At 41.8% G+C, this 20316-nt stretch carries 18 protein-coding genes and 1 pseudogene; 8 read left to right on the top strand and 11 right to left on the bottom strand.

All coding sequences use genetic code 11. The features are described 5' to 3' along the window. Position 1 precedes the first annotated feature (1 nt). The 3 genes from speA to BACFIN_RS04830 form a co-directional block, all read right to left on the bottom strand. A complete protein-coding gene (gene speA, locus BACFIN_RS04820) occupies positions 2-1894 on the bottom strand; it encodes a biosynthetic arginine decarboxylase (RefSeq protein ID WP_007756434.1) in 1893 nt (630 codons plus the stop codon). Positions 1895-1993: 99 nt separating this feature from the next. Continuing rightward, positions 1994-2521, bottom strand: a complete 528-nt coding sequence (locus BACFIN_RS04825) for a shikimate kinase (protein WP_007756430.1) — start codon at positions 2519-2521, stop codon at positions 1994-1996. A 40-nt stretch (positions 2522-2561) separates the two neighbouring features. Next, positions 2562-3164 carry a nitroreductase family protein gene (locus BACFIN_RS04830; RefSeq protein ID WP_007756427.1) on the bottom strand — a complete coding sequence of 201 codons (603 nt, stop codon included), beginning with the start codon at positions 3162-3164 and terminating at the stop codon, positions 2562-2564. A gap of 124 nt (positions 3165-3288) precedes the next feature. On the opposite strand from BACFIN_RS04830, the gene BACFIN_RS04835 reads away from it, so the two are divergent. Further along, the gene (locus BACFIN_RS04835; protein WP_007756422.1) at positions 3289-3918 is read left to right on the top strand and encodes a ribonuclease H1 domain-containing protein; all 630 of its coding nucleotides are present in this window, start codon (positions 3289-3291) and stop codon (positions 3916-3918) included. 29 nt (positions 3919-3947) lie between these two features. Next, positions 3948-5678, top strand: coding sequence for an ArnT family glycosyltransferase (locus BACFIN_RS04840; protein WP_007756420.1), 1731 nt, complete (start codon positions 3948-3950; stop codon positions 5676-5678). Here BACFIN_RS04840 and BACFIN_RS04845 read toward each other — a convergent pair. From BACFIN_RS04845 to BACFIN_RS04865, 5 genes are all read right to left on the bottom strand, one after another. Further along, positions 5668-7641: an LTA synthase family protein gene (locus BACFIN_RS04845; RefSeq protein ID WP_007756418.1), complete on the bottom strand. Its 1974-nt coding sequence runs from the start codon at positions 7639-7641 to the stop codon at positions 5668-5670. The genes BACFIN_RS04840 and BACFIN_RS04845 overlap by 11 nt on opposite strands. A gap of 39 nt (positions 7642-7680) precedes the next feature. After that, positions 7681-8106 (bottom strand): GtrA family protein, encoded by a 426-nt coding sequence (locus tag BACFIN_RS04850; RefSeq protein ID WP_007756417.1) that lies wholly within the window; start codon positions 8104-8106, stop codon positions 7681-7683. Next, positions 8084-9046 (bottom strand): glycosyltransferase family 2 protein, encoded by a 963-nt coding sequence (locus tag BACFIN_RS04855; protein ID WP_007756415.1) that lies wholly within the window; start codon positions 9044-9046, stop codon positions 8084-8086. Before BACFIN_RS04855 ends, BACFIN_RS04850 begins: the two co-directional genes overlap by 23 nt. A gap of 8 nt (positions 9047-9054) precedes the next feature. After that, positions 9055-9846 (bottom strand): polysaccharide deacetylase family protein, encoded by a 792-nt coding sequence (locus BACFIN_RS04860; protein WP_007756413.1) that lies wholly within the window; start codon positions 9844-9846, stop codon positions 9055-9057. A gap of 130 nt (positions 9847-9976) precedes the next feature. Further along, positions 9977-12058 (bottom strand): BT4734/BF3469 family protein, encoded by a 2082-nt coding sequence (locus BACFIN_RS04865; RefSeq protein ID WP_022274918.1) that lies wholly within the window; start codon positions 12056-12058, stop codon positions 9977-9979. 474 nt (positions 12059-12532) lie between these two features. On the opposite strand from BACFIN_RS04865, the gene BACFIN_RS04870 reads away from it, so the two are divergent. Continuing rightward, a complete protein-coding gene (locus BACFIN_RS04870; RefSeq protein ID WP_007756408.1) occupies positions 12533-13144 on the top strand; it encodes an HU family DNA-binding protein in 612 nt (203 codons plus the stop codon). Positions 13145-13296: 152 nt separating this feature from the next. Here BACFIN_RS04870 and BACFIN_RS21945 read toward each other — a convergent pair. Then, positions 13297-13395 (bottom strand): annotated as a pseudogene (locus BACFIN_RS21945) (AAA family ATPase); the annotation flags it as partial. A 324-nt stretch (positions 13396-13719) separates the two neighbouring features. Beyond that, complete coding sequence (locus BACFIN_RS23425; RefSeq protein WP_007756406.1) at positions 13720-14166, bottom strand: hypothetical protein; 447 nt, start codon at positions 14164-14166, stop codon at positions 13720-13722. A gap of 265 nt (positions 14167-14431) precedes the next feature. Here BACFIN_RS23425 and BACFIN_RS04875 point away from each other — a divergent pair, with 265 nt between their 5' ends. From BACFIN_RS04875 to BACFIN_RS04895, 5 genes are all read left to right on the top strand, one after another. Then, entirely contained in the window at positions 14432-15547 is a 1116-nt protein-coding gene (locus tag BACFIN_RS04875; RefSeq protein ID WP_007756403.1) for a DegT/DnrJ/EryC1/StrS family aminotransferase, read from the top strand. Next, entirely contained in the window at positions 15540-16751 is a 1212-nt protein-coding gene (locus BACFIN_RS04880; RefSeq protein WP_007756402.1) for an ATP-grasp domain-containing protein, read from the top strand. The genes BACFIN_RS04875 and BACFIN_RS04880 overlap by 8 nt, the downstream gene beginning before the upstream one ends. 1 nt (position 16752) lies before the next feature. After that, positions 16753-17862, top strand: coding sequence for an ATP-grasp domain-containing protein (locus BACFIN_RS04885; RefSeq protein WP_007756401.1), 1110 nt, complete (start codon positions 16753-16755; stop codon positions 17860-17862). Between the two features lie 20 nt (positions 17863-17882). Next, a complete protein-coding gene (locus BACFIN_RS04890) occupies positions 17883-18890 on the top strand; it encodes an NAD-dependent epimerase/dehydratase family protein (protein WP_007756400.1) in 1008 nt (335 codons plus the stop codon). A 165-nt stretch (positions 18891-19055) separates the two neighbouring features. Then, positions 19056-20033, top strand: a complete 978-nt coding sequence (locus BACFIN_RS04895) for a glycosyltransferase family 2 protein (RefSeq protein ID WP_022274929.1) — start codon at positions 19056-19058, stop codon at positions 20031-20033. Between the two features lie 80 nt (positions 20034-20113). On the opposite strand, the gene BACFIN_RS04900 is transcribed toward BACFIN_RS04895, so the two are convergent. Then, a partial coding sequence (locus BACFIN_RS04900) for an IS256 family transposase (RefSeq protein WP_007756285.1) occupies positions 20114-20316 on the bottom strand: 203 nt, incomplete at its 5' end.

The following is a 20316-nucleotide window of genomic DNA, read 5'->3' as shown; positions in this document are numbered from 1 at the left end:
ATTATTCCAAATACGTATATCCATAAAGTCCCGAACGGTAGTTGGAAAGAAATTCTTTTCCCTCTTCCAAAGAGATCTTACCCTCTTTCACCGATTTCGTCACCCAAGTTTCGAGTGTACGTACCAGTTTCTTCGGACTGTATTGCACATAATCCAATACTTCCGCTACCGTTTCTCCATCAATAATCTGTTCGATACTGTATCCCTTCTCATTCACCGAAACGTGTACGGCATTCGTGTCACCGAACAAATTATGCATATCTCCCAAAATCTCCTGATAAGCCCCCACCAGGAAAACAGCGACATAATAAGGCTCCGTTTTCTTCAAAGCATGTACAGGCAGATAATGAGCTACATTACGCGTAGAAATAAAGTTGGCAATCTTACCGTCCGAGTCACAGGTTATATCCTGCAAAGTAGCCGAACGTTCGGGCTTTTCATCCAACCGCTGTATAGGCATAATCGGGAATATCTGGTCAATCGCCCAAGAGTCCGGCAGTGACTGGAACAATGAGAAGTTACAGAAGTATTTATCCGCCAACAGCTTAGACAATCCCCGGAATTCATCAGGCGCATGTTTCAAACCACCGGCAATCTGATTGATCTCACGAGTGATCGACCAGTACAGACGCTCGATCTGCGCACGGGTCTTCAAGTCCACGATTCCATGACTAAACAAATCCAACGCCTCTTCCCTGATCTGCTGCGCATCATGCCAAGCCTCCAACATCTTATTCTGGTTCAGTGTATCCCAAATGGCATACAATTCCTGCACCAGTTCATGTGCATCCGGAGCAATCTCCTCTTCATCGTCCCATTCGGGCAAGGTAGCCGTTTCGAGCACCTCAAAAATAAGTACCGAATGATGCGCCGTCAAGGCACGGCCACTCTCTGTTATGATGTTCGGATGCGGGATACCGTTTTTGTCACTCACGTCCACCAAAGTGGAAATCGAATCGTTCACATATTCCTGGATCGAATAATTGACACTCCCCTCACTGCTGGATGAACGTGTTCCGTCATAATCGACTCCCAATCCGCCACCGATATCGACGAACTCGACCTTGAATCCCATCGAATGAAGTTGCACATAGAACTGTGAAGCCTCACGCAAGGCGGTCTTGATGCGGCGGATCTTCGTCACCTGACTTCCGATATGGAAATGAATCAACTTCAGACAATCCTTCATGCCCTTACTTTCCAGAAAATCGAGTGCTTCGAGCAACTCACTGGAAGTCAAGCCGAACTTGCTGGCATCTCCTCCCGACTCTTCCCACTTTCCGCTACCGGAAGAAGCGAGTTTGATACGGATACCGATGTTGGGTTCCACATTCAGCTGTTTTGCCATCTTCGCTATCAGCTTCAGCTCGTTCATCTTCTCCACAACGAGGAAGATACGTTTACCCATTTTCTGGGCAAGCAAAGCCAGTTCTATATAACTTTCGTCTTTATAACCATTGCAGACAATCAATGAGTCGGAATCCGTATTGACGGCAATCACCGCATGGAGCTCAGGCTTGGAACCGGCTTCCAGTCCAAGATTGAACTTCTTTCCGTGACTGATAATTTCCTCCACTACAGGGCGCATCTGGTTGACCTTGATCGGATAGATAATAAAGTTCTGCGCTTTATACCCGTATTCCTCAGCCGCCTGTTTGAAACAAGACGACATCTTTTCAATACGGTTGTCCAGAATATCCGGGAAACGTACCAGCATAGGGGCTGCCACATCCCGCAACTGCAACTCGTCAACCAATTCTTTCAGATCGACAGTCACTCCGTCTTTACGCGGTGTAACAACGACATGTCCTTTGTCATTAATACCAAAGTAGGAGGTCCCCCAACCTGTGATGTTGTAGAGTTCCTCAGAATCTTCAATACGCCACTTTCTCATTTTTCTGTAATTCAGTATTTTTAGTAAATAATTGGAGGGCAAAAATACAGATTTATCTACATCTTGCCAATTAATTGCTTATTAATTCGTTCAATTATGCTATAATCCGAGAAGTTGTTGCAAACGTTGCACCGATGTTTCAATCTGCCATCGGTCTTCCAATTCGTCCGCATTAAAGATATAATGTGCCTGATGATAAAAAGGCGCGCGTTTTTCAAGTGCCTGTATGATAAAAGTTTTCAACTCGTCATCTTCTTTTCCCTGAAGGATGGGACGCTGCTGCTTGGCCACACGCAAGCGTCTGAACAGCACATCGGGATGCACATCCAGAAAAACCGTCTTACCTGCCCGATTCATAAACTCCATATTATCAAAAAAACAAGGCGCTCCCCCACCCGTAGAGATTACCACATTCTCGAACTCGGCTACCTCATGAAGCATATTCCTCTCCAGCTCCCTGAATCCGGCCTCACCCCGTTCTGTGAATAACTCTCCCACCGTTTTGTGGAAACGCTCTTCGATATACCAATCCAGATCAATGAACGGTATATTCATCTTGCGGGCAAAAGCCTTGCCCAATGTCGTTTTTCCGGCGCCCATATAGCCGGTAAGGAAGATACGAATCATAAATGACTAATTTTACCTGCAAAATTAGTCATTTATTTCATTATTTAAAGATTTTCACTCTTTCTTCGAGTGGTTGGAATTCTTTTTCTCCCGGTTTTTCGGCAGGAAGCCCGAACGGCATTTCGGCAATCAAGTGCCAATGCTCCGGCAAGTTCCATGTCCGACGCACTTCCTCGTCAATCAACGGGTTATAATGTTGCAATGACGCTCCGAAGCCCACATCTTCCAGCATTGTCCACATAGCCAGTTGGTGCATGGCGGAAGTTTGCAGCGACCATCCCGGAAAGTTTTCCTGATAGGAGGGAAAAGCTTCCTGAAGCCCTTTGACTACTTTCTGATCTTCAAAGAACAACACAGTTCCATATCCACAGGCAAATGAGTGGTCTATCTTCTCCTCTGTTTTCACAAAGGCGTCTGCCGGCACAATCTTCTTCAAAGCGTCTTTCACGATTTTCCACAATTTCTTGTGAGACTCACCCAGCAGTAACACCACGCGTGTGGACTGAGAATTAAATGCCGAAGGCACGTGACGAACAACCGTACTCACGATACACTCGATTTCCTGATCGGATATAGGTGATTGATTAGTAATTGAATAGTAAGTCCGACGATGTTTTAATGCTTCACTAAAAGATCTTTCCATAATATATCCTTTCTTATATATGATATTTCTTAAACTCTCTTTTTTTTATAACAAGTAACTCTACTAACTTGTTCAGTTAGAGAATATATTCGTACCTTCGCAGCCGAATAAACCATTATCTTTTATGGCTAAACAGAAATTCTACGTAGTATGGGAAGGCGTCACTCCCGGAGTTTATACCTCCTGGACGGATTGCCAGCTCCAAATCAAAGGGTATGAAGGCGCCAAATATAAATCTTTCGACACCCGCGAAGAAGCCGAACGCGCACTCTCAGCCTCACCATACGCTTATATAGGAAAAAACGCAAAAAAGAAAAATGAAAAGATATCCTCCGACCTGTTGCCTCCTTCCGTGATAGACAATAGCCTGGCGGTAGACGCGGCTTGCAGTGGAAATCCCGGCCCTATGGAGTATCGCGGTGTACACATAGCCAGCCGACAAGAGATCTTCCATTTCGGTCCGATGAAAGGAACGAATAATATCGGAGAATTTTTAGCTATCGTGCACGGACTGGCGCTATTGAAACAGAAAGGATTCGATATGCCCATTTATAGCGACAGTGTCAATGCCATCAGTTGGGTACGACAAAAGAAGTGCAAGACCAAACTCCCCCGAAATGAGGAAACAGAAGCACTATTTCAATTGATAGAACGGGCGGAAAGGTGGCTGAGCACGAATACCTACACTACCCGTATCCTCAAATGGGAAACGAAAGAATGGGGAGAAATCCCGGCGGACTTCGGAAGAAAATAAATATGATATAAAATTCAAAACAAATAAATATGAAAACATTGACTTCTAACAAAGCTTTCTGGCTACTATTAGTCATTTGCGTAGTAACGATCCTTCCTTTTCTCGGGCTGCCGGAGTATCACACCAAAGGCGAGCCCCGCGAATCGATTGTATCCTATTCTATGTTGGAAAGCGACAACTGGATTTTGCCGAGAAATAATGGAGGAGAGATACCCTACAAACCACCTTTCTTCCATTGGACTATTGCAGCCGTTTCAACATTGAACGGTGGTCAGGTTACGGAGATGACTTCCCGTTTGCCATCGGCCATCGCGCTAATCTCCATGACTCTTTTCGGCTTTCTTTTCTTCGCCAAAAGAAAAGGAACGGAAGTGGCGCTGCTCACCGCATTCATCACCTTGACCAACTTCGAGTTGCATCGTGCCGGAGCCAACTGCCGGGTGGATATGGTGCTGACAGCCCTCACCGTCTGTGCGTTATATTGTTTTTACAGATGGTACGAGAAAGGGCTTAAAGGCATTCCCTGGCTGGCTATCCTTCTTATGAGTTTGGGAACGTTGACCAAAGGTCCGGTAGGCACTATCATCCCCTGTCTGGTTACAGGTGTATTCCTTCTGCTCAGAGGAGTAAACTTCTTCAGGGCTTTCCTTCTCCTTTCCGCATGGGCCATCCTTTCACTCATCTTGCCGTTCTGTTGGTACATAGCCGCTTACCAACAAGGGGGAGAAGAATTCCTTGCATTAGTCATGGAAGAGAACTTCGGACGTATGACCAACACAATGAGTTACGACTCCTGCGTGAATCCCTGGCATTACAACTTCGTAACCCTGTTTGCCGGTTATGTACCTTGGACGTTATTGGCACTGCTTTCTCTTTTCAGTCTCACCTATCATAAATTCAGTATCCAGCCGGCTGCCTGGTGGAAACGCTTTACCGCATGGATCAAGAATATGGATCCGGTGGATTTGTTCGCTCTTACCAGCATAGTTGCCACATTCATATTCTATTGCATACCGCAAAGTAAACGTAGCGTATACCTAATGCCTATTTATCCTTTCATCGCATACTTCCTGGCAAAATATTTATTCTATCTGGTGAAGAAACGCTCTAAAGTGATAAAAGTATACGGTAGTATCCTCGCCGTACTGAGTTTACTATTGTTTGCCTGTTTCATTGCCGTGAAATGCGGTCTTATCCCGGAAACAATCTTTCAAGGCCGTCATGCGCAGAACAACATCAATTTCCTGCATGCCATACAGAACATTAACGGAATCGGCTCTTTCATATTAATTGCCATTCCTACATTGCTTGGCATCTGCTGGTGGTTCTATCAACGCAAATATACACTCAGCAACCGATTCCTCTATGCCATCGTTGCACTGACTATGGGAATGTATATCGCACTGGACGGAGCTTACCAGCCACCTATTCTCAATTCAAAATCGGTAAAATCCGTTGCTACGGAGATAGACCGGGTAGTACCGGCAAGCGCAGGCACGCTTTACGAATTTATCGAGGCCGGTGTACGCTCCATAGGTGACCCTGTACACTATTTTGAAATCAACTTCTACCTGGGAAACCGGATCGGAAATTTCTACAAAGACCGTCCTTCGGAAGGGTTCCTGCTAATAGGAATGCAGGATGCGGAACGGAATCTTCCCGAGTTCGAAAAGGAAGGCTACCAGTTCGAACGGATCTATCAATCACCCAAACCCGTTCTTCGCCAGACTGCCGAGATATACAAATTCATCAAAAAGTAGTCTCGGATGAATTCACTGTTTTTCCATGCTTCACCAGATATTCCGCTGACTGGAGCATGGAAAAACTATATTCTTTCAAGGGCAGAAAACTATCATCCATCGGGACGTGAACCAGCTTCCCATTATCGGTATGATAGGTAAATTCCTGATTCGTCTCATAATTGTACATATACAACTGAGTCGCATTACGGCCTACAATCATATTATCGGCTGTATAAAACATACACGGACGTTCTTCTTTCAACAAGTCCACTCCGAAATTATTCTGCAAATAATCAATACCCAACAGTCCCAATACCGTAGGCTGTATGTCTATTTGTCCACCAAAAGCCATATGTTCCGCTGGAGTTATACTGCTGGAATAAATCATCAACGGGATATGATTATACGATTGCGGAAGTTCACACTCCGCATCCCCAACCAATTTGCCATGATCTCCCTCCAACACGAATATCGTATTCTCAAACCACGACTGTTTGCGCGCTTCTTCGAAAAATTTACGCAAAGCCCAGTCCGCATATTCCACAATCTGAGTTTCCGGTTTGTCCGTTCGGGGATGGAAATAAGGAGGTATTACATAAGGCGGATGATTGCTGATTGACAATAAGGTAGCGAAAAACGGTTGCCCTTCGTCTGCCGTCCGATTCAAAACCGGAATAGCATAGTCGTATAAGAAATCATCCTGTACTCCAAAACTATTCACAACCTTCTCTGACGGATAATCTTCCTGAGCAAAGACCTCATCAAAACCGTTCGTCCTGAAAAAGGCATTCATATTATCGTACTGCCCTTCATGTGTCATAAAAAACAGATTATGATATCCATTCTCCTTCAATACCGTAGGCAATCCCGAATAATGGGGAATCACCGAACCTTTCATCAAGTTCCGTTTCATCATAGCAGGAAAAGAATATAAAGTAGCGTACAAACCATGATTGGTATGAATCCCCGCCGAATAAAAGTTGGGGAAACTAAGGGAACAGGCATACAGGCTATCCAAAAAAGGAGTCAGATTCTGTGACTGCCCGAAACGTTTCATGAAATTGGACGACATCGACTCCATCATAATCAATACCACATTGGGACGGCGTCGCGATACGCTATCCTGTGAATTATGCCGATAAACCGCCAACGGAGAGACATCCGGTTCACCCGGCCGTGCTAACAAAGCTTTTACTTTTTCCAGCGCTTCCTGTTCATCCATCAGATGCAGATATCTGTTTTCCGGCCGTCGGTCGTCCAGCACGCTCGTCAACAAATTAAAGGTCGGACTGACCCCCAACTGATTCAAAAAGGCATCCTGACAGAAATAGGCGGCACTTACCTTGATCGGATTATAGCCTGTACGTCCCCTAATGCCAAATACACAAAGCCCGATCAAGCCAAGCCCTACCAAACCCGCAACACTTCGTTGCAAGCAAGGGAATGAACCGGGAGCAGACAGGCAACGGTGACGGAAATACCGGCCAAGAAAGGCAATCCACACAACAAAGCCAATCAGAAAGAGCAGGAATAAGGCAATGGACAAATAATAGGAAGTCTCTCCCAATATCATCCCCGCAGTAGTACCCGCATAACCGAACCATTCGAAAATGGAAGAATTGATATGCTTGAAAAAGTAGGCGAAATAAGGAATATCAGCCGCACTGATCAGATAAACCAACCCATAAAAGACACCGAAGAAGATAGTGAAGAAACGGAATAAAGCCCTCCCATAACAGTTGCAAAGCCCACAGGCTACAGCTACCGTCAGCGGAAGCAGTAATATGTAACAACCTATCACGTTATCGAACCATACTCCATGTATAAATGCTATCAATGACAGACTTTTATCAGACAGTGCTTCGGCAGTCAGTTGATGGTAAGAAGAAATGAACAATACCCCTCTAAACAATCCGGTGATTATCAGTGCGGAAAGATGCACGGAAAGTATATATACAATAAGATTTAGAAAACGTTTCATAATAGCTTTTTCTTTTTATGAATAGTTCTGAAAGCAGACCTACTGTTTATTTTTATAAGTATATACGAAATGAAGAATCAGGAAATTGATGGGAACGACTACGATAAGCACCAATATAGGAGCGAGAAACTCGCCGAATCCGATCCACAGGAAAAGGTTCAGCAAACCTACCTCAAGCAGATAATTAAGTAAATGACTAAAGCCAAACCCGACAGCGTTGCGCGATGAAGGCTTGGAACGGAATGTAAAGAATGTAGTTAGAAAATAGTTACAGACAAATCCGACCGCATAACCTGCCGTAAAAGAAAGCGTCGGATTGGCCACCAACAGTACCAGACAATATACGCCATAGTGAATCGCCGAAGATATCGTACCGACGATGCCAAAACGCATAAACTGCCAGAATTTCTCCTGCCAGTCCGGGTGTTGTTCCCATGTCTCTTTAATGACTTTGTTTATCCTCATCGCATAACACCTCTTCTACATTATAAAGCGGACGATGTTTCACCTCTTTATATATCTTTCCGATGTACAGCCCTACCGCACCGATTGACATCAGGACGACACCGCCTACAAACCATACGGACAACATCAGAGAGGCCCAGCCATGTTCCGCCGTTCCCGCAATCAACGAATAAAGGACATAAAAACCGATCAGAATGCTGATAAAGACAAAGATAATACCCAAATAGACAATGCCATAAATCGGCTTCACCGAGAATGAGGTTATTCCGTCGAGAGCCAGTCCCAGCATTTTCCGCAGAGTATATTTAGAGCTTCCGGCTGTGCGTTCCCGAATCACATCGTCCACCGTAGTGGAAGGAAAGCCCAGCAGAGGAATAATGCCGCGCAGGTATAGATTACGCTCTTGATAATGTGACAACTGTTCCAGTACCCTCCGGCTCAGAAAGCGGAAATCGGCATGGTTATAAATGGATTCCACTCCCATCCTGCGTTGCAGTTTGTAGAAAGCCGTAGCGGAAAGACGTTTCAACAACGGGTCGGCCTGGCGGGAGACCTTCACTCCGTACACCACATCGTAACCGGCTGTATAAGCATCAATCATTTCCTCTATCGCATTCAAGTCATCCTGCAAATCCGCATCAATGGTAACAACAGCGTCACTCCAGTCTTTGGCAGTCATCATCCCTGCCATGATAGCACTCTGGTGACCTACGTTCCGCGCCAGATTCATTCCTTTCACGTAAGGATTTTCCTTATGCAGCTTCTTGATAATGTTCCACGTACGGTCCTTGCTACCATCATTTACAAAAAGCACGAAGCTGTCCGCACTGATCTTTTCCTTCCCAACCAGCTCATCAAACAAGGCTGTCAAACAGGCGGCTGACTGTTCCAACACTTCTTCCTCATTATAGCAGGGAGACACAATTGCCAATTTAATCATTTCTCGTTCTATTTAGTTAGTTCTGTCCGTTTCATTTTCGCAAATTCCGAGTACGTCAGAAAATCGGCTCTCTTCTCCTTGAAATTACGGATCAGCAGATCCAGCCGTTCTTCCATCCCTTTGCCGGAATGATTACGGATAATAAACGGCATTTTAAATTCGGGATGTTCATTCAATGGATAAAACTCCCACGGGTGGAAATAGGTCACAAAATAGCCGTCGTGCTTCAGCACCCTGTTTGCCATCCATTGGTACAACTTCACCGGAAGATTATGGCAAGACAACCAGAATAGCGGAAAACGTATCCACGGAGTCACCGACGCAGGAATTTGAAGAACTTTACCCGTCATAAAGCAAGTACGCGGCTCAGAAAGATGCATATATCTGCCGGGAATAAACGCCGGATTCAATGAAGAATTATACAGATATCCCATCCGCTCTATTTCTTCATCGGACACCGGAAACATACGCGGCTGGCGATACCCCTCTATCTTCCTCCCCGTCAACCGTTCGAGTATCTCTTTGGAACGACTGACATCCGAAGCCTGAGGCTGCCAATGGTCACACCCATGAGCCGCCACTTCATGCCCTTCATCCATAATACGGTGCATCACCTCCGGAGCATTCTCCGCAAAGTTGCTTGTACAGAAAAAAGTAGCCCGCACCCCATTCTTTTTCAGACAGTCCAGTATCTTGTTCGTACCATAAACCGATACTTCCATTGCCTTATCCAACGGAAAGTCCACTCCATGTTCACGGGGTACATCAAACTCCTCTGTGTCAAAACTTAATAATATCATTGTCAATTAGCTTTCTATTTGATATCCACTTATAATGGAAGATCGTGCAAAGATAATTATTATAAAATAATAAAGTCCATTCCCTACATAAAAAGAAATAAAACAAAAATGCACATATTAAACAATCATATCACTCCAAAGCCACCACATGATAATACACCCCATGTGTTTTCCTGAACGACTCTACTCCCAACCGTCGCAGGATACGCCCGAAATGGGTGGCTTGTCCGAAGGAGAATTTCATTTTGGCGGCTTTCTGTATACGTTGCAATATATCCGCAGCAAGCAACCATTCGCCTTCTTCCTCCTTTCCTGCCGCCCGATAATACACTTGAAACAACTGTTCAATAGCGGGCGACTGCTCAAATTCCTGATTGGCCTCCGTCATGATGGCCTCATCCCGCTCGTCAAACCAATACCGTTCATTCTTATATAATGCCGCCATCGCTTGCGCGTAAAGCTGTTCGTAATCAATAGGACGGACAACATCTATCACTCCCGTCACCTCGACAGCGATATAGCGGCGGCTGCCGGAAGTGTCCGTCAACAAGTCCTTATGATTACTCGTACCGATAAAAGAAGCATAGCGCCGAAGTTCCTCCACCGCCGAAGCATTGGGACGCCTTGTATTCACAACCGGTTTTTGCAGAATATGCTTTAGGAAAGGCTGTTGAGCAATGCTGATCTGGTCGAATTCATCCATATTAATCAACAGGAAACGATTCAGGTACAGTTCCGCATCCCGCTTCCGGCTGAAATCAATGCTATCCGTGTAATAAGCTTGCAGACACGGTGGCAGAATCAAGCGACAGAACGTAGATTTCCTGTATGCCTGCGGACCAACCAATATCGGTGAAGTGCTATTCGCATAATTCTTCCTCATCATTCCACGCCAATGCGCCACCATGCTGAGAAACCAACGGCGAAACAAATGCGGCCAATGAGGATTGTCGCAAGGCACCCGTTTTGCCAGATCTCCAATATGATCCTTCCCATCCCAATGGGGAAGGTCATAAAGAAATTCTTCAGCTGGTTGATACACAGGAACATGATCGGAATTCAGATAACGCACCACATCCTTGTCCCAAAGCTTAAGCCCCTCGTACTGCGCATTCATCGTAATGCTTGCCATCTGCCGTTTGTCCACCGGATGAAAATAGAAATTAAAGGTATTCCGCTCCCGACATTCCACCTGTGTAGTTAACTGGTTGAAACGAAACTCATAGCGGCGTTTCATAAATTCATCCATCTGCATAACAAATATCTGTTCGGGAAGCAGACTGCTTTTATCGGCAAACCCACGTCCGGAACGATAGACATTCTTCACCGTCTCCCGAATCAGAAAATCATCTTTCGGCAAGTGATAATGAGCGCGCGACCACCGTACCGTATCCTCTTCGGGAATACCTGCACGGAAACAATGTCCCGCAAGGGCAACCAGCAACGAATGTATATCTCCGTCCGGCTGAAATTCCTCCTGTTCCTCCAGCGCCCGCGCAAAAGCCGCTTCGAACAGAACGGAAAGCGCTTCATGACTTTCATATCCGGGCGCAAGCCGTTGTAAAGGGGAAGCCTCCGTCTGTACCTGTTCACGATAAGTCGTTTCGCCGGGCATAGATACAGGCTGCTTCATGTAAATCGGCATTGATTCGGGATTGAAATACAGCTCCGGATCGAAAGTCAGGCGACAATACTGTTCCAACGAAGGCTCTTTCAGTTCAATATGAAAAGGAAATTGAGGTTGGTAGAACTTCACCGCCAGCCGATAAGCGTGCGCATGAAATAATTCCGCTTGTTCACGGGTAACCGGCAAAAGATCGTCAGGATAAGTAAAACGTACCCAGATCTTGACAGACTTCCCGGAAGAACCGACAAATGCCAGATACGTTTGCGGGAGTTCTTTCACCCACTTCTTCACCTCATCGGCCTCCATAGGCCCCGACAGATTATTCACCTGAATCATTACAATTCCATTGTATTCCGCCATAACCATCATCCCGTTTTTACGGACAAAGGCGGCAGCAGGAAGCAGTTTCGGCACTTTCTGAACATAGTCGTTTTTATCACCGGGAAGCATATAGGGCAGGACTTCTCTCATTTTTGAGACGGGCTGTGCTTTGGTTTCCACTTTCATCAGCTCCACGAGCTGCTCAATTCTCAACGTACGCAGTGTATTCACCTTGCCATCGTCTCTCACCTGTGTTATTCTCATTATTTTATTTATTTGTCCTGCATGTGTGGTGTAGGGCTGTTGTTTATAGACACAAATGTACTGCAAATATTTCACAGAAGCAAATGTATCGTCTCGACACCTCGAATACCGTTCCGACAGTATACTAACAAGAAATCTCGTACCCCATCTCTCATATCTCTCATACTTCCTCCCCCCTCCTTCTCCCAACAAGCTGTATTCCACAAAACAGCTTACAGTATTTCATATGAAAACAACTGACTAATCTCTTGTTTTCCAGCTCCAAATGTCGTATCTTTGATGAAGCATTGCAACCGTTCCACTCCAGTGATCAGATCCGTCTACTCTAGTGAACAGTACCGTTCACAATAGTGCACAGAACCATTCACTAGAGTGGAACGATTATAATGCCGTAGAATTATCCGAAAACAAAGGCAAGATATGCCAACAACATAAGTAGCCTGACATATAAATCACCATTAAATCAAAACAGAAATGGCAATACAATTCGAGTTTTACAAGAATCCCCAACCGGAAAAAGAAGGGGAAGAACCAAGTTACCACCCAAGAGTGGTTAATTTTCAGCATGTCACTTCTCAAAGGTTGGCAATGGAAATTCATCAGGCAACTACTTTCGGGAAATCAGAAGTAGAAGCTATGTTAATGGAATTGAGCAGATGCATGGGAAATCATCTCCGCGAAGGAGAAAGAGTACATTTAGACGGAATCGGTTATTTTCAAATCACTTTGCAAACAACCGAACCGGTACATTCGCTCGGCACACGTGCTGATAAAGTGAAATTTAAGTCCATTCGCTTCCAAGCCGATAGAGATCTAAGAAGTTCATGTATAGCTACTCATGTGCGACGCTCAAAATACAAACCACACTCCGCTTCCCTTTCCCAAGAAGAAATAGATAATAAATTGACGGAATATTTTGTAACCAATGTCGCCTTGACACGCTCCAGAATGCAATCGCTTTGTGAATTCACCCAAAGCATGGCGGCACGGCAACTCCGTCGGTTGAAAGCGGAAGGCAAGTTGAAAAATATCGGAAAACCGACACAGCCCATCTACGTTCCGGCTACAGGATATTATGAGAGATAAATCGGAAATCTATGAGAGATGCAGGAGAAAAGTATGAGAGATACTTTAGATTTCTGCATCTCTCATAATATAGTTTGTTGTAAATTAAAGGATTATGTTAATTTATGAGAGATATGAGAGATGAAGAATCAAAATGCATCTAGTATGAATCAGCCTTCAAAGAGTTCCCGCTTTCCTTGAAAGTAGGTTTCAAGCGTAGAAATAAGCAAACTTTTGCCAAAACGACGAGGACGACTCAGGAAATAGTAACTTCAATCTGTTTAGGGATATTCAGTAAATGCTCCTATTTATGTCTAATATCCTGACAATATTTTATTGTCAGGATATTATAAACAAGCCACTCATTCTCTATGTATGTTTACCTCCATCCCATCGTATCCCGTATTCCTTTGCATACCTCTTGAAAACGGTCAACTTGTTGCATCCATATAGGAACATCTTTGTTTATCCACCCCATTACGGTGAGCATTTCTTGATGTATTTCCTCTACCCGCTGTAAGTTCCAGCAAATTGATTCATTATGAAATACTTGGTTGCGAAAAATTCAAAAGGTGTTCAGTGGTGCAGATACATTCTTACGCTGCCTCTGCTTTTTGAGCATAAACGGAAAAAGCTCTTCGCAAGTCTTTCCACAATATTCTTTCATACTCACTATTCAGAAGCGACACCCAAAATCCTAAGGTCAATTCCGCTATTATTTTTGAAGGTGTAGCACTTTCGTGTCGACCTGCAATCTGTTTATTGGCTTGGGTAATATATCTGTTCAAATTGGTCAATCCGGGTGTATTCGGGAATATAGCGTACCAATCCTGCCGCCCTGTCATCATTTCGAGTTCACGGCCCAAAGCATTGCGTAAAGTTACCTCAAACACAGATAAGCTAACATAAAAGGACTCAGCCAAACATAAATTACATTGGTAGTGCAATATAGCTCTAGCTTCATCTTGTGGATAAAGCTTGAAATATCGTTCCATCCTTTTGTTAGAAAAAACTTTTTCAAAGAATATTTTGTTGTATCCCATAATTATAGTACTTTTGTACTGCAGCCCCGGGCGTTCCTCTCCCAGTTTTTAGATACTGGTGATAAATCCAGTTTTTTATATTCTTTTGCAAAGTCAGCCAACATCCAATGTACGCCTAATTTTTCAACAACTATTTATTCAACTTATATATGTCTTATTTCAAAAAAGGGAATAGATATATTAATTAAAAAATACATTTTGATAAATACAATAATCTGACTATATTTGCGAAAATATAATATCCAATATTAAATACTATAACACAATGACAGAGCCCCCTATATATGTAACTTCTCCCTTGTTACCTTCTTTAGATGATTTTTCATCCTCTTTAAAAGAAATCTGGGAAAGTGCAATTTTGACAAACAACGGCTCTTTCCACAAAAAATTAGAAAAAGAGCTTGCTACTTATTTAAAGGTACCCTATCTGTCTTTATTTACCAATGGCACATTACCTTTAATTACCGCTCTACAAGCAATGCGTATAACAGGCGAAGTCATTACAACCCCTTTCAGTTTTGTTGCCACCACACATGCTCTTTGGTGGAATGGAATCAAACCTGTATTCGTTGATATCGAGCCTACAACCTGCAATCTAGATCCTGATAAAATTGAAGCAGCCATAACTCCCCGGACAACAGCCATCATGCCTGTACATGTATACGGCAAACCATGCAATACAAAAAGAATTCAAGAAATAGCCGACAAGTATGGGCTTAAAGTCATTTATGATGCGGCGCACGCTTTTGGAGTAGAAGTTAATGGAGAAAGTATTCTGAAAGCAGGTAACATGTCAACACTAAGTTTCCACGCCACTAAAGTATTTAACACCTTGGAAGGCGGAGCTCTCATTATGCATGATGAACAAACAAAAAAAAGAATTGACTATTTAAAGAATTTTGGATTTGCCAATGAGACAGAAGTAGTAGCTCCCGGTATCAACAGCAAAATGGATGAAGTACGCGCTGCTTTCGGACTACTAAATCTTAAAATTGTAGATCAGGCAATTTCTAAACGCCGACAAACTGCCATCCAATATCGTGAGATACTAGCAACTGTTCCGGGAGTGACATTTTTTGAAGATATGCCAAAAGTCCGCCACAACTATTCTTACTTTCCTATTTTTATAAACGAAAATATTTATGGAATGACAAGAGATGAACTCTACATAAAAATGAAGGAACACAACATATGGGGAAGGCGCTACTTTTATCCACTCATTAGTACATTTTCAACATATCGCGGATTAGAATCAGCCAAACCTGAAAATTTACCTATTGCAACAGAAATGGCCAATAAAGTTATTTGCTTGCCCATGCACCATGCTTTAAAAGAAAATGATATTGAACGTATATTAAAACTTATAATGAACAATGGCTAACAACCAGAAAAAAATTTTGATGTTAGGTGGACTGAGGTATTTAATTCCTGTTATCCAAGCTGCTCATGAATTAGGATACTATGTAATTACATGCGACTACCTGCCTCATAACGTAGCTCACAAATATGCAGATGAATATCACAATATAAGTATCACAGATAAAAATGCTGTATTGGAATTAGCCAAAGAATTAAAGATTAACGGCATAATGTCTTTTGCAGTAGATCCCGGAGTTTTAACTGCCGCATATGTCTGTGACAAACTTGGATTGCCCGGTAACCCATATACCTCTGTACAAATCCTCCAAAACAAAGCTCTTTTCCGGAGCTTCCTTGAAAAGAACGGATTTAATACTCCGAAATCTCGTGGTTATAATAGTATAGAAGAAGCATTATCCGACATAGAATCATTTCAATGGCCTATTATTGTAAAACCTGTTGATTCTGCTGGTAGTAAAGGAGTCTCCCGAATAGATAAAACCACAGATCTAGAAAAAGCTATAACATATGCTTTGAAAAATTCCTTTTCTCATCGTTTTATTGTTGAAGAATTTATTGAACAACAAGGATATTCGTCGGATTCCGATGCATTCTCGATAAATGGAGAATTAAAATTCATCTCCTTTTCCGACCAATATTTTGATAATAAAGCTACCAATCCTTATACTCCCTCCGCCTACAGTTGGCCTTCTTCAATGCTTGATAGAAACCGGGAATTTTTATCTTCTGAAATACAACGATTGCTACAATTGTTACATATGAACACTTCAATATATAATATAGAAACACGAGTTGGAACAGACGGAAAAGCCTATATCATGGAAGTTTCCCCTCGTGGAGGTGGCAATCGCCTATCAGAAATGCTACGTTATGCAACAGAAACCGATCTTATAAAAAATGCCGTACGTGCAGCCGTTGGGGAAATAATCCCCCCTATAGCTCCTTGTGTTTACAACGGTTATTGGTCTGAAATCATTCTGCATGCGGACAGGACAGGAATATTCAAGGATATCCAAATAGAACAGAATATGAAGGAAAACCATATTATCGAAACAGACTTATGGGTTCAGCCTGGCGACCTTATTCATTCATTTAATGGGGCAAATGACGCCATAGGAACATTAGTAGTAAGTTTCAATAACGAACAACAGCAACATAAAATGATGTCGTGTATCAACTCGTGGGTAAAAATCATTACTGAATAAGATGAAAAAAATTGCTATACTTGGAGCAAGTGAGCCTCATCTTCCGTTATTTCTGAAAGCAAAAGAAATGGGGCTTGAAACGTACTGTTTTGCATGGAGCCAAGGAGCCTATTGCAAAAACTATGCAGATCATTATTATGATATATCTATTGTTGATAAAGAACAGATTGCAGTAATTTGTCAAAAAGAAAAAATAAATGGAATTATTTCCAACGCATTAGAGATTGCAGTTCCTACTGCAGCGTATGTAGCAGAACTCCTTGATTTAAACGGAATCCCTTATGAAGTAGCATTAAATGCACGCAATAAGTTTCAGATGCGTGAGAAGGTATCCCATCAAAAAGCTTGCCAACAACCTACTTACACACTTTATCAATCCGGATACCTACCCTCATTTTATCCGGTAATAGTCAAACCTATAGACGGTTCATGCAGTAACGGAGTCACCAAAGTCAATAAAAGAGAAGATCTCACACAAGCACTAAACAGGGCTTCGCAAGCTTCTCTTGCCAATTGTATACTGATTGAAGAATATATAGAAGGCAAAGAGGTCTCTGTCGAATCTATTTCATTCCATAGTAAGCATTACGTTTTAACTATCACGGATAAAGAAACAACCGGGGCCCCCTATTTCGTCGAAACAGCTCACCACCAACCTTCTACTCTTTCTCTCGATATTCAGGAAAAACTTAAATATGCGACTTGCAATATATTAAACGCTATTGGAATTAATAACGGCGCTTCACATACAGAGTTCAAGATAGATCAAAATGGAAATATTTTTTTCATTGAAGTTGGTGCTCGTGGTGGAGGAGATTTTATCTCATATGATTTAGTAAAACTAAGCACAGGATATGATTATGTAAAAGGCATGATAGAAGTCGCACTTGGTGAGTTTAATATCCCCAAGTGGTCTTTTCACAAATGTTCCGGAGTTTATTTTTTGAGTAAAGAAGTATCTTATATAAGAGCATTTATTGAAAACAATAAAAATGCAGAGTGGGCTGTCAAATATCATATTGATAAAGGTCCCTTACAGGAACTTAAAAAGTCGCAAGACCGTTCCGGATATATCATATATCAAGCAGACCAGCGAATCCATGTATCTTAAAAAAATAAAAATCAACATATATGAATAAAAAAGTAATTGTATTTGGCGCAACAGGAACGCTTGGAGCCCACATAACCACTCATTTGCAGCAAAAAGGCTATCAGGTATATGCTGTTGGACATAGAAAATCAGACAATGGCTTTTTCGGAGACTATAATGTCCCATATTACTCGTTGGACATAGAAAATATGGAACAATTTAGGCGGCTTCCTCAATCAGGTATCAATACAGTATTGCACTTTGCCGGTGCACTTCCCGCCACTATGGAAGGATACACTCCACATAAATATATAGACTCTATTGCCAAAGGAACCCTTAATGTTCTGGAATATACCCGGCAATGTGGTGCGCACAAAATTATATTTCCGCAATCTCTATTTGATATCAGCTATTTATTTGGGAGTAAAATTCCTATATCTCCCGATGCCATACGCAAGGCCCCAATGACAGGTGACCATGCAATATACGTCATAGCTAAAATGGCAGCAGTTGATTTAATCGAGCATTATTATCATATGTATGGAATCAAACGCTTTATTTTACGTCTTCCTCGAATATATATGTTTCACCCTAACCCATATACTTACACAGATGGGGTAAAATGCCTTATTTCAGACCGATATTTGATACAACAAGCAATTAAAGGGGAGCCAATAGAAATGTGGGGAGATCCTGAGCGGTTACTAGAGACTATTTGTATTAAGGATTTCTTACAAATAATAGATAAATGTGTGGAATCCCCTCTTGACGGTGGTATTTACAACGCAGGAAGTGGTGGTTCAACTTTAAAAGAAAGAATTCAAGGAATAGTAGAAGTTTTCTCCCCTAAAGAACATCCATCACCTATTATCCATTGTCCTGAAAAAAGAAGTTCCCAACAATTTGTATTAGATATCAGCAAGACAATAAAACAATTACAATATATTCCCCAATACAGTTGGAAAGACTATCTACTGGATTTTAAAAAGGATATGGAAACCCAGCCATTCAAAAAACTATGGGGAGAAAATAAAGACTACACTATGTAGCTAAAAAATATAACCCGCAGAAATTACCAACTTTTGTATCCACAATAATTTTTCCTTTATTGTTGAAACTAAATATTAACACTTACTAGATTATATTTTTATTTTCACCCTCTTTATGGGAAAATGGGAATGGAAAATTATAATCAATAATTTACTTTAAGAAAAATGAGAAATACGCTCCCACTTGCCAGTATCAGATGTTTGACCTATAATCATGAACAGTACATTCGCCAATGTCTAGATGGATTTGTTATGCAAAAAACAAATTTCCCATTTGAGATAATAATACACGATGATGCCTCTACGGATAAAACGGCAGAGATTATTCGTGAATATGCCGAGAAATATTCTAATATTCATGCTATTTTGGAGACAGAAAATCAATACTCTAAACATGATGGCTCGTTAGCGCGAATTGTAAACCAAGCAATTCGAGGAAAATATGTAGCGTTATGTGAAGGGGATGATTATTGGACAGATCCACTCAAACTGCAGAAACAAGTAGATTTTTTAGAAAAGAATCCCGACTACGGAATGGTCTATACACTTAGCCAAGTATATAACCAAAGTAAGATGAAAATAGAAGAATATCTATTTGGAGAAGAATATAATGAGTATTACGATTTACTTACATATAACCGGATACCAGCACTAACCACTTGCATAAGAACACAAGCCATGATAGAATATATAGATGACATAGAACCGCAAAAAAAGAACTGGCTTATGGGAGACTATCCTATGTGGCTATGGATAAATTACCATTATAAAATAAAATTTATCCCGGAAGTTACTAGTGTATATCGGATACTAGAAGAATCAGCAAGTCATTCCAAAGATATAATCAAAAATGAAAAGTTCATTTTATCAACTATTGACATTACCTCTTTTTATATTAAAAAATTTAAGCTCTCACCTACAGAATCATATTATCATGCTTTAAATAAATATTATCATCAACTGTATAGCGAATATAAACATATAGGAGATTATACCCAAGCAATGCACTATGCCAAGCTTATAAATAATAAATATGCGGCTCCCAAAGTACGGCAAGAAAAGAGGAAGTTTTACCTAAAACATATAAAACTTTGGCTACATAGTTATTGTCATATCAAAATTATCAAAAGTACTAGTAATTAATATGGAACGCGAAGAGCAAGTTTTTATTTTCCGGCACTGTCCACAATTTTGTGTAAATAGAAAACTTCAGGATTCGGGTTTTATACTTGAATCCTGTTTTCAAATATAGTAATAAATTGGTTAAATATCAATGCCCAATTCCAAATAGGTTGGTACCATTTCTTTTCGATTTCGTTAATGGCCAGATAGACAGATTTTTTCAGTGCATCATCATTTGGAAATGATAGCTTATTTTTGGTGTACTTTCTAATTTTCCCATTCAGATTTTCAATAAGATTAGTGG

It is taken from the genome of Bacteroides finegoldii DSM 17565 (assembly GCF_000156195.1).
GTDB lineage: Bacteria > Bacteroidota > Bacteroidia > Bacteroidales > Bacteroidaceae > Bacteroides > Bacteroides finegoldii.
Note: the sequence above shows the minus strand (reverse complement) of the source record. Positions and strands in the feature narration are given on the sequence as shown.